This is a genomic window from Neorhizobium sp. T7_12 (genome assembly GCF_002968535.1).
GTDB classification, from domain to species: domain Bacteria; phylum Pseudomonadota; class Alphaproteobacteria; order Rhizobiales; family Rhizobiaceae; genus Neorhizobium; species Neorhizobium tomejilense.
On sequence record NZ_PVBK01000003.1, the window covers coordinates 133,767 to 145,302 of the forward strand.

At 63.5% G+C, this 11,536-nt stretch carries 8 protein-coding genes; 2 read left to right on the plus strand and 6 right to left on the minus strand.

Features of this window, described 5'->3' with window-relative positions:
* Positions 1–5 precede the first annotated feature (5 nt).
* The gene (locus C5J26_RS09615) at positions 6–1,169 is read left to right on the plus strand and encodes a LacI family DNA-binding transcriptional regulator (RefSeq protein WP_371681907.1); all 1,164 of its coding nucleotides are present in this window, start codon (positions 6–8) and stop codon (positions 1,167–1,169) included.
* A 3-nt stretch (positions 1,170–1,172) separates the two neighbouring features.
* On the opposite strand, the gene C5J26_RS09620 is transcribed toward C5J26_RS09615, so the two are convergent.
* Genes C5J26_RS09620 through C5J26_RS09645 form a run of 6 tightly spaced genes read right to left on the minus strand, consistent with a single transcriptional unit; the run spans position 1,173 to position 9,312 of the window.
* Positions 1,173–2,231, minus strand: a complete 1,059-nt coding sequence (locus C5J26_RS09620; protein WP_105401563.1) for a carbohydrate ABC transporter permease — start codon at positions 2,229–2,231, stop codon at positions 1,173–1,175.
* Positions 2,232–2,233: 2 nt separating this feature from the next.
* A complete protein-coding gene (locus tag C5J26_RS09625; protein ID WP_105401564.1) occupies positions 2,234–3,229 on the minus strand; it encodes a carbohydrate ABC transporter permease in 996 nt (331 codons plus the stop codon).
* Complete coding sequence (locus tag C5J26_RS09630; RefSeq protein ID WP_105401565.1) at positions 3,216–4,334, minus strand: ABC transporter ATP-binding protein; 1,119 nt, start codon at positions 4,332–4,334, stop codon at positions 3,216–3,218. The genes C5J26_RS09625 and C5J26_RS09630 overlap by 14 nt, the downstream gene beginning before the upstream one ends.
* A complete protein-coding gene (locus C5J26_RS09635; protein ID WP_046665911.1) occupies positions 4,322–5,686 on the minus strand; it encodes a glycoside hydrolase family 28 protein in 1,365 nt (454 codons plus the stop codon). The genes C5J26_RS09630 and C5J26_RS09635 overlap by 13 nt, the downstream gene beginning before the upstream one ends.
* Entirely contained in the window at positions 5,683–6,777 is a 1,095-nt protein-coding gene (locus tag C5J26_RS09640; protein WP_105401566.1) for a glycoside hydrolase family 105 protein, read from the minus strand. Before C5J26_RS09640 ends, C5J26_RS09635 begins: the two co-directional genes overlap by 4 nt.
* A 15-nt stretch (positions 6,778–6,792) precedes the next feature.
* Positions 6,793–9,312: a hypothetical protein gene (locus C5J26_RS09645; RefSeq protein ID WP_105401567.1), complete on the minus strand. Its 2,520-nt coding sequence runs from the start codon at positions 9,310–9,312 to the stop codon at positions 6,793–6,795.
* 195 nt (positions 9,313–9,507) lie between these two features.
* Between C5J26_RS09645 and C5J26_RS09650 the strand changes: the two genes are divergently transcribed.
* On the plus strand, positions 9,508–10,785 hold the full coding sequence (locus C5J26_RS09650; protein ID WP_105401568.1) for an ABC transporter substrate-binding protein: 1,278 nt from the start codon (positions 9,508–9,510) through the stop codon (positions 10,783–10,785).
* The last annotated feature ends 751 nt before the right edge of the window (positions 10,786–11,536 follow it).

The following is an 11,536-nucleotide window of genomic DNA, read 5'->3' on the forward strand; positions in this document are numbered from 1 at the left end:
GGGGGATGAAGCACCGCTCCGGCAACGGGTCGTGCGCGGAGATATCCAAATGGCCTGCACGAACAATGCGAGACATTGTTTGCTCGCATCGGCGCTTCAAAACCCAGCTTAAATCGAAAGAAATTCCGTTGAAAGCCAAGCTAGGCTTGAAAGATGTGGCTCTGGATGCCGGTGTTTCACTCAGTACCGCGTCCCATGTTCTCAACGGAACCGCGCCGATATCCATAGAGGTTCGGGAGCGGGTGCTCAATTCCGCACAAAGGCTGGGCTATCTGGAAAAGCGTCGAAGCCGCGCGACGATCGCCACGCTTCGCACCATCCTCCTGGCGATCACCAGCGATGCGGCGCCCCACAGCGACGTCAATCTCGTCAGCTGGACGATGCTCAACAGCCTGCGCCAGGAATGCGAGCGGCTCAGCATCCGGATCGTGCCTTTTGTCAGCGCCGGCAGCCGGATCGACGCGAACGAGGTGCGCCGCATGGCGCAGGCCGAAAACGTCGACGGCATCGTCATCCTCAACGACGATCGGCCGGAACTGATCCGCACCCTTGCCGCGGGGCGGGCGCCGCTCGTCATCCTGAACGGCGAGGACCCTTCGATGCTGGTCGATACGGTCACCGGTGAGAACCGCTTCGGCGCCCGCCAGGGAACCGAGCACCTGCTTTCGCTCGGCCATCGCCGCATCCTGCATCTGACCTGGAAAGGCAGGACCACCATCCGCCGCCGGTATGACGGCTATGCCGATGCGCATCTTGCAGCCGGCCTTGCCGTATCGCCGGAGATGATCGTCGAGGCGGAGGGATACGAGCCCCACCAAGGTGAGCAGGCGATCCGCCAATTGCTTTCCGAAAATGGCAACCTGCGCGGCGCGACGGCGATCTTCTGCGCCGCCGACAACTTGGCGCTGGGCTGCCTGAGGGCGCTGGCGGCATTCGGCATGCGCGTGCCGGAAGAAATGTCCGTGCTCGGCTTCGACGATATCGTGCCCGGGGAATTCAGCACGCCGCCGCTCTCGACGGTCCAGTTGCCGACCGACCGGCTGGGGGCGGCCGCAATCAACCTTCTGGAACAGCGGCTCGTCGCCAACGATCCGCTGCGGCCGGCCTACCGGCTGGAGCTCGGGTGCAAGCTGGTGCTGCGGGGCAGCGTCGCGCCGCCCCGCAGGTGAATCTCACTTCATTCCGGTGCCGGCAATACCGGTTGTGATGTATTTCTGCAGGAACAGGAAGACGACCGTCACCGGCGCCAGGCTCAGGAAGGTCATGGCGAGGATGTAGTTCCACTGCACGGAAAACTCGCCCTGGAAGGCGTTGAGCCCGACCTGCAGGGTGAAGTTTTCGCGGCTGCTGAGCACGATCAGTGGCCAGAGGAAGTCGTTCCACCGCCAAAGGACGGAAAAGATCGCCAGCACCGCGAGCGCCGGCGCCGTCAGCGGCAGGACGATGCGCCAGAAGATCCGGAACTCGCTTGCCGCGTCGACACGCGCCGCCTCGATGAGTTCGTCGGGAATGGTGAGCATGTACTGGCGCAGCAGGAAGACACCCGTCGGCGAGGCGATCGTCGGGATGATGATGCCCCAAAGACTGTCCACCAGGCCGACGCCAACGACGACCAGATAGGCCGGGACCATCACCACCGTCAGGGGAATCATCAGCGTCGAGATGATCAGCACGAAGATCGCCTTCTCGCCCCGGAACCGGTATTTCGACAGCGCGAAAGCCGCAAGCGCGTTGACGACGAGCGTCAGCAGTGTTGCGACGAAGGTGACGAAGACCGAATTCTTCAAAAAGGTGAGGAAGTCGAACCGGGTGAGCGGATCGGTATAGTTCTCGGTCGCGATGGTGAGCCGCTGGACCGGGGACATGTTTTTGACGTCGACGCTGACCGGCGGTCCGGGATTGCTCGGGTCGACCATCTGAGCCTTCAGCCCGATGCGCCGGATCATCGCCATCTCGCGCGGCTGCCCGTCGACATGGACGGTCCAGAGGCTGAGCGGGGCGTCGAAGCCCGGTACGGTCTGCTGGACCGCCGCACGCGGCAGCAGCGTCGGTGGAAAACGGGTGATCTCGGCGGCCGGCTTGAACGAGGAAAGGCCCGCCCAGACCACCGGAATGAGCACGGCAAGCGTGCCCAGGACCAGCCAGGCCCAGGAGAGAATGTCGGTGACGCCGATCCGGCCCGGCCGGCGGGTGCGTGTCAGGAAGGCGATGGGTGAGAGGCCTTGCGACATGGTCAGGACTCCATCTTGCGGCCAAGCCGCAGCTGTATGAGCGTCAGGGCCAGCAGCACGAGACCCATCAGCACCGAGGCCGCCGAGGCGAGGCCGAAAAGGCGCAGGTCGCTGCCGAAAGCCATCTGGTAGATGTATTGCACGATGAAGCTGTTCGCGGTGCCGGGCCCGCCGCCATTGGTCAGCACCCAGGCTTCGTCGAAGATCTGGACCGAGCGGATCATCAGCAGGATCAGCACGACGAGCAGGTTCGGCCCGAGAAGCGGAAGCGTGATCCGGAAAAGCGTGCGCCGGGGCGAGGCCGCGTCGATCGAGGCGGCTTCGTAGAGATCCTTCGGAATGGCCTGCAGGCCGGCGAGAAGGATCAGCGTATAGAAACCCATGTGGAACCAGACTGAAACCACCACCACGAAGAAACGCGACCAGCCGACGTCCAGCAGGAAGATTTCCGGCGGAACGCCGAGCATCTGCAGGAAGGCGTTGAGCAGGCCGTTGCGGTCCAGGAACCACTTCCAGATCAGGCCGATGACGACCGGCGACAGCAGGACGGGATAAAAGAACATGGCCCGGAAGAAACCGCGCGCGGCCATCGCCCGGTTGAGGATGAGAGCCGTCACCAACGCCACGAGCAGGGTCGCGGCAACGTTGAAGCCTACGAACCAGAGCGTGTTCCAGACCGCCGTCCAGAACAGGGATTCGCGGCAGCTCCCCGGACGAAGATAGTCCTCGCACTGCAGGAGCTGACGGAAATTGTCGAAGCCGACGAAAGGCCTCTCCGACACGAAAAGGCCGGTGCCGCCGGTAAAGGCATAACCAACCGCGATGGCGATGGGCAGGAAGGTGAAGATGCCGAAAAGGATGAGGTTCGGTGCGAGGAACAGATAGGGCATCCGCTTCCTGCCCATCAGCCGCTCGAACCCGTTGATCGGCGCCTCGACGATGCCCATGACGAAGTCGAGGGCACGGCCGCCGAAATCGGTCGCCTTAGGCGTGCTCATGGACATCACTCCGTTGGCTAATGGATTGCGGCAAAGCCAGGCCGCTATCGGGATCGAAGAGGTGCACCCGGCCGGATAGCGGCATGATCCGCAGAAGGTCGCCGGGCCGCGGCGCGAAATGGCCGGTCTGGTGGACGATGATCTGTTCGTCCCGCCCCTCGAGCGTCCCGTAGACATAGGTCTCGGTCCCAAGGCTCTCGTGATACTGGACGACGAACGGCAGTCCTTGGTCGCCGACCAAAAAATGCGCGGGCCGTATGCCGACGAGCACGGCCTGGCCTACTTTCGCCGCGGCGGGATCGATCGACGCAGAGAGCGGTGCGCCGTAGCCGGCGTCGATCGTCACCCCGGCTTCGCCGACCGCCGTCACCTGGCCCTTCAGCATGTTCATCCGCGGTGAGCCCAGGAAGCCCGCCACGAAGAGGTTCCTCGGATTGTCGAAGAGTTCGAGCGGCGTTCCGACCTGTTCGATCCGGCCGGCATTGAGCACGACGATCTCGTCGGCCATGGTCATCGCCTCCACCTGGTCGTGGGTGACGTAGATCATCGTCGTTCTCAGCTGGCGATGCAGCCGGGTGATTTCCGCCCTTGTCTGTACGCGCAGCGCCGCGTCGAGGTTCGAGAGCGGCTCGTCGAAGAGGAAGATATCGGGATTGCGCACGATGGCGCGTCCGATCGCGACACGCTGGCGCTGGCCGCCGGAAAGCTGCCGTGGCTTGCGATCCAGATAGGGCTCGATCGCCAGCATGCGCGCCGCCTCCCCGATCCGGGTCTCGATTTCGCTGCGCTTGAATTTCAGGTTCTCGAGCCCGAAGGCGAGGTTCTTGCGTACGCTCATATGGGGATAAAGCGCATAGGACTGGAAGACCATGGCGATCTTCCGTTCCGCCGGCGAAAGCTGGACGACGTCGCGCCCGCCGATCTCGATGCCGCCGGCGCTGATGTCCTCCAGCCCTGCGATGATCCTGAGGAGGGTCGACTTGCCGCAGCCGGACGGACCGACGAAAACGACGAACTTGCCGTTGTCGATCGTCAGGTCGATGCCGTGCAGAACGGTCAGCGCGCCGAACGCCTTGGTGACATTCGTAAGTTTCAGATTTCCCATTCCCTGCTCCCGTCAGGTTCAGTCACTTTATGGATGACGCTTTCGACGTTCCAGCCTTCCGGTATCGGTTGCGGCCTCTCGAAATGCGTCTCCTCGATCGTAATCCCCTCTATGCCGGCGGTAAAAAGTGCCGGCATGCCACCCGGGTAGTCGACAAGGCCGACCACCCGTCCGTCCGCGCCCTTTGTCCATGCATTCGCCCGGCCGGCAGCGGCCGCACTCGGTGCGATATCCGCGTTGGTCGGCCTCAGATCATACCGAAGTCCGGTGCCGAGCGGCCCCTTCCGCTGCCGCAGTCGCAGCCGCGAAAGCCTGACGCCGTCGATTTCCGCGGCGGAAGTCGAAACGAGCGCGATCGCCCCGTCCATCTGGCCGTGGAGGTCCTCGACGACGAGGTTTCGAACCGCACCGGCCCGGCGGGTGGGGATGCGATCCACCACCGTTACCGTCAGCGCTTCGCCCGATCCCCAGAAGCCGTCGAGCGTCTCGTGGCAATCGACCTCTATCCGGGAGAAACGGATATCGGTCATGTGCCCGCCGTCGCGCGAAAACAGCCCCAATCCCCGGTTTGAATCGTGGACGCGGCAGTCCTCGAAGACGACGTCGGTGAAATCGCCGTAGGATTCCGTGCCGATCTTGAGCGCGCAGCTGTTGCTTTCGACGAGGCAGCGGCGCACGAGCACGTTTTCGCATTCTCCGATCGCTTGGCCGTCCGGTCCGGCGCTGGTCTTCAGGCAGATGCCGTCATCGGCCGTCGATATGACGCAGTCTTCCACAACCGCGTGCCGGCAGGCGTCGAGCACGAGGCCGTCGGTATTCGGCATGCGCCGGTTGTTCGATACCTTCACACCGCCAACATAGACGTCGTCGCAATTGACGAGGTGCAGCGTCCACATCGGCGAATCGACGATTTCCAGCCGCTCGATCCGGACGCCGCGGCAGGATTCGAAGACCACCACCCGCGGGCGGAATTCCGCCGGGACAAACGTGCCCATCGCCTCATCGTTGCCGGCGATGAAATGTTCGCCGCCCGCCTCGATCCGTCCAGGGCCGGTCAAGGCGATGTCCGTCGCGTTTCTGGCGACGATCATGGCACGGTTCGATTTCTCGGCGACAACCGAAACCGATGTCTGCTCGTAAGCCCCGTAGTCGGCGGCCGGGCGCAGGATCGCGCCCATCGCCAGATGAAGCTCGACGCCGGATTGTAGCCGCAGGCCGCGCGTATTGTGGATGCCTTCGGCAAGTTCGACGCAGCCGCCGCCGCGCGCTGCCACTTGGTCGATCGCCGCCTGAATGCGCGCCGTCTCATCCTCCTGCACGGGTTCGATGAGAAGGGACGGGAACCTGTTCATGCGCCCTCCTCACCCTCGAGCAGGACTTCCGTTAGAAGCAGCATCGTCAGCGCCTGCCCGTAAGGGGTCGGCAGGTTGGGGATACGACGATAGAAATCCAGATCGTGCCCCATCGGCGTGCCATCCGAAACGCCCTGGACAACGCCCTCGTCATCGACCTGTGAGAGCACGGCCGAAAGCGCGCGTTCCGCATGCACCCGGTTGGAGGCATCCAGGATGCCCGCATCGATGCCGCGCAGGATGCCATAGGCGATCCCGGCCGTCGCCGATGTTTCAAGCGGAGATGTCGGATCGTCGAGCAGCGTATGGAACATGCCGTCGGGGCGCTGCAGTCGCTTCAGCGAACGCACCTGGCTCGCAAGCACGTTCGACAGGAAACGCTTGTCCTTTTCCTCGAGGTCGGGAACGAGCTCGAACAGTTCGGGAATGGCGACCGTGATCCAGGCGTTGCCGCGCGCCCAGAAGGCCTTGGCGAAATTGTGCCGGCCGTTGAAGGTCCAGCCGTGATACCAGAGCCCCGTGACCGGATCGGACAGATAGCGGGCATGCACCATGAACTGGTAGACGGCCTCGTCGACCCAGTCGCGACGCGCGCAGGCGACGCCTGCGCGCGCCAGAAACAGGCCGGCCATGAACAGCGTATCGTCCCAGAGCTCGCCGTCGTTCAGCCGTTCCTTGACGACATGCTGAAAACCGCCGTCCTCGGTCTTCGGAAGACGGTGGACAAGCCAGTCCGCCCAGTCCTCGACAAGCGCTCGGAAATCCGGCCTGTCGACATGGTCGATGAGGATGGCGAGCGGCAGCATGGGGGCCGTGCTGTTGATCTGCCGCGGCGGCAGGCCCCTGCCGATTTGCCGGCCGTACCAGGCGACGAGGTCGTCGACGGCCTTCCGGTCGCCGGCGGCAAGCGCGCGGCGCAGGAAGCCGTAGAGGCCGACGCCGACTTCCCAGTCCCATTCGTCGAACTGGATACCGCCGTCCGCATCGGCACCGGCAAGGCCTTCCTTGATGCCCTTGAGGCGGCTGAACGCAACCGCGACCTGATCGATCGTCTCCTGCAGGGCCGGTTTGTTGAGGGTCATCGAATCCATCGGTCGGAATGTCCTTTATGAATAGAATGGATGGGCGCCGTCGCCGGCGGTCGTGCTGTCATAGGTCAGGATCGGCACGGGCTGGCCGTGGATGAAAGGTCGTGGTTCTCCGCCGACGATGAATCCGCCGGCATAAGCGAGCGTCAGCGTTTCGCGGTCCGGCGGCGTAAGGCTCAGCGCCCTGCTGTCGGCGTCGAACGAGACGGAGGTGGCGCGGATACGTTCGACGAAACGACGGAAAGCGGCTTCGTCGCCCGCGCCCACCACGGCCGCCCAGCCGGTGAGGGCACCCTCGGAGCGCACCTCGCGCCCGGCGGTCGCGCCGTCGGTCACGAGTTCAAGTCCGTTCGTGGCGTAGAGTGCCGCAAAGCCCCGGCCCGAGCGGGTGAGGAGCCAGTTTCCGTCCATGACGACCTCATCGAGGCCGTCGCGACCGAGATAGGCATGGGTCCAGGCATGGCGGGTGCCTTCGGTGTCGGCGATCAGCAGGGCGACGTCGCGATATTGCATGACGCGCGGCAGAACGCCGTTGCCGGCCCAATAGGACGGGCGCTGCGTGCCCCATGGGTCGTCTTCCCCGGGATGGTTGACCCAGAGCCTCGCCATCGGGTGGCAGGCAAGCCGAATGTCGAGCACGTGCTGCTGGTGCCCCCGCCGGCCGGTCTTGTGATCGACCACGGTCGAGAGCTGCGAGGCTTCCGTCTTGAAGAGCACGAGCTTGCCGCTTTCGAGCCCCTGCGCGTAACGTGCTTCTATCGAGCGTCCGGGCGCCAGCTGGGCAAACTCCGGCAGGTCGGCCGGCGGCGCGTAGGAACCGGCGCAGAACATCGGCAGCGAAGCGACGCCGCCGTTCAGCCAGCCGCTGCCGAACGCCACGCGGGCGAATGGCGCCAGTTCGGTGAGCGGCCCGGCCCGCAGCTCCTTGTCGTAGGCGCGTCCCTGGGAGCCCGCGGGAACGCCCGCCAGCGTATGCAGCGCGATCATCCGGAAGATCAGATCCAGCTGATGGCGGGCACGCGGGGCGATATCGCCCCCGCCCCAGCGTTCGAGGGCGAGCAGACCGATGAAATCCACCGGATAATAGGCTGCGGAATTCCATTCGGCGAGGCCATGCGCCTCAACGCTGTCGAACCAGCGGCGAAGCCGACCTTCCGCCAGCCGCGCTTGCTCGCGGCCCGTCCTGCCGGAAGCGGAGAACACGGTATCCGGCATCAACCTGCCGGCGATCAGCTGGCTCGTGTGGAAGCACAGGACATGGTTCTCGCTCCAGAACCACATGACGTCGTTGCCGGGCTCGTCCACCCAATAGCGGTAGCCGGCGACGGAGGCGCGGATGCTTTCCGCCGTCTCCGGTGCCAGGACATGCTCATATTCGCCGAGGAGCCAGAGGAGCGGCACCATCACGAAATCCGAGCAGTCCTCCCGCCGGTCGATGATCTCGAGCGTGGCGGCGATGATCCTGTCCATCGCCTCGCGGTCGGTCTCGCCGGTTGCCGCCATGGCAAGCACGCGGCCGATCCGCTCGGCGCCGAAACGGGCGCTGAAGATCAGCGCCTCACGCTTGCGATCGGCAAGGGTGGCGGCGGCTTGCGGCAGGACGAGGCCGCTCATGAAGGCGGCGTCGATATGGCGGGCGACGGCCGCGGCGCCGGAACCGATCTTCAGCCTGATGCCGTGATATCCGTCCGGCAGGCCTTTGATTGCGGGAGCGACAAGCCGTGTCTCGCCGGCACCCAGCATCAGGTCCGCCTTCGCCAGCACGGCCCGGTCATGACCATGGCTGTAGACCTCGATGCCGACGGGCAGATCGGCACCCGTCGGACTGTCGAAAAGGATCTCCAGCGGGCGATCGACGAAAACGTCGGCGGCGGGCCGGATGGCACGCGCGAGGAGTTCGAGCCGCCGAACCTCCTGCCGGTCCAGCGCGGTGGGCAGGGCGATGTCCAGGGGCTGGGTATCGGCCAGTTCCAGCTCGAAGAACCAGATCGTGTCCCGCTCCGCCAGGTCTTCAGTCAAGAGAAGGATGTCATTGTCGCCGGCCTTCAGCGCCAGGACGATCTCGGTCTCGCTTTCGACATTACGCCGGAAGGGCTCGAACCGCACCTGTTCCTCGCCGTTGACCCAGATCCGCACGCCGCCGCAGGTTCTCAGCCGCATCGGGACGTCACGGGCAGCCTCGGCGCGGAAATTGCCGCGCAGCCAGCGGCCGACATGGGTGGCCACGTGCCAGAAGCCGGTGAACTCGACGCGGCGGTTCGGCCCGGGCAGGTTCAGGGAGGCCGGCTTCCAGTCGTGCTCGGCACGGATCTTCCGTCCGATCATCTGCGCCTGGAAGGCCTTCCGGCAAGGCAGGTCGCCGACATCCACGAAGCCGTTGATGAAGCGGTAGTTGACGCGATCTTCCGCCGGCGCCGGTTCACCTGGAAAATACGTCTGGCGCAAATCCGAGACGACCCACGCGGTGACGGTTTCGCCCGGGGCGACATGATAGCTGGCACCGCCGGAACGGCCTGCGGCTGCAGGTGAGTGCTCCATGACTGCCTCCCTCAGATCATGAAAATCTTTTCATAAGTTGAAACTCGCTACGTCAGCTTTGTGAGCAGTTTCGAATTTAGGGCGACAAGACAGCTTGACGTTTGGATTGTCAAGCTTCAAAAAGGAGAAATTCGAAGGAAAATCCGAAAGGAAACCTTCCGAATTGTGAAAATATTTTCATTGGGAGGATGGAAAATGCAGAGACTTCTATCAGGGATAAGCGCGTTCGTATTCTCGGCCTTCGCTCTTTCGGGCGCGGCCATGGCGGACGCCAAGACCATTACTTTCCTGTTCACCGACGACGACCAGGGCTATGTCGAGCGCATGGCCGCCTTGAGCAAGGAGTTCGAGGCGTCACATCCCGACGTCAAGATCAATTTCGTGTCTTCCGGCTATGACGCGGTGGTGAAGCAGCTGCCGGTCCAGCTGGCGGCAGGCAAGGGTCCGGATCTCGCCAAGATAACCGATTGGCAGCTCGCGCCCTATTATCTCGACATGCGTTCTCACATGAAGGACCCGGACGCCTTCGCCAAGCTCCACGGGGACAGCCTCAACCAGCTCCGCCTGCCGAATATCAACGACCCGAAGTCGATCAACGGCTACGTCGCGTCCCAGACGCTGAACCTGCCGTTCGTCAACAAGACCTTGTTCGAGCAGGCCGGCGAGCCGCTGCCCGGCCCCAAGGCAACACTCAAGGAGATCGTGGAAGCCTCCGCCCGCGTCGCAAAGGCGACAGGCGCGCAGATCCCCTTCACCATGGACCGGTCGGGCCACCGTTTTTCCGGCGGCGCCTATTCCTACGGCTCGGTCTATGTGAAGGACGGCAAGTTCAATTTCCCGGATGCAGGCGCCCGCAAATATATCGCCGACCTCTATTCCTGGACCCAGAACGGCAGTTTTCCCAAGGAGATGTGGGGGGCAGCCGGCGGCTCGCAGTACAAGAACATGGGCGATGAGTTCGTCAACGGCAATGTCGTCACCTACCTCGCCGGCAACTGGATGGTGAACCCCTTCCAGAAGAAGATCGGCAACGCCTTCCAGTGGACGGCCATCAACGCACCCTGCGGGGATGCGGGTTGCTATGCGATGCCGGGTGCGACCGCGATCGTCGGCTTCAAGCGCACCGAACATCCCGAAGCGGTAGCGCAGTTCATCGAGTTTCTCGGCTCCGAGAAGGTGCAGCGCGAAATCGCCGAGACCTATGTCATCCTGACGGGAGCGGACATCAAGAACCCGCAATACAAGATCTCCAGCGACGACGCCAAGGCATCCATGGCGGTGTTTCTGGACAACAAGAAGAACGTTCCTCAGGCGGCGCGAGATTTCGAACGCATGAAGGGCGGGACGGCGATCTACCAGCAGATCGTCCAGCGCATGAGCCAGCTCATCGTCGGCGAATTGAGCCTGGAGGAAACCTACAAGAACCTCGAGGCTGACGCCGGCAAGATCAACGAGGCGCTGGCGGTAAAGTAACGATCCGGCATGCCGGGTGGCGACGCAACCCGGCATGCCTTACCAAAGACCTAAGGTAAAAAAGCGCATCTGGCGACAGGGGCTCGGCTGCCTGTCTCTCAGACTGAACGACTAGAGGCCCGCCCGGGCATCAACGTCCATATTCGTCTGCGGGCTCACTCGTTGGAAACGAACGACAGTACTGACCTGCGAAGGGCTGTTGACGCGGCACGCGCGCTCGGCGGCGATATCGACCAGCGCTGTTCGAGCGCTGCGGATGCTGCGTCGCGAGCAAAACGCGAAGCTGCATTGGCCATGTAGCAGCTGGTGCCCTGGGTCGCGAGCGAAGACTACCTACTCAAAATCGCAACACCTTCGAACGATGAACTGCAGGAGGTCCCCGAACTGGCCTCGACAGTAGAGCAAGCGACGTCAATGCCCCGCCGCCTTGGCGACGGGGCCGCATTGCGTGCAATTGAGATCGAAGAGAGTCCGCCCGAGAATTCATGAGCGGCGTGCGAAGCATTTGCCCATATCAAAATTGATCTGGAGCGCTGGGAACAGCAAATCGACTCTGGATGATCTCGGCTGGCGCAAGCCGTTCTCGCCGTCAGACCTGATGATATCGTTTCTCACAACAGAATGTGCGTTCGTGCGCCTTTCGGCGGAATCGGTGGGACTTTCCGCAGATAGCCGCGCGATACCCTGAGCTCAAGGACCCAGAATTGGCGTTCTCCTTCGACTGTAAAAACTTCCCGATCGGGGTGAATCT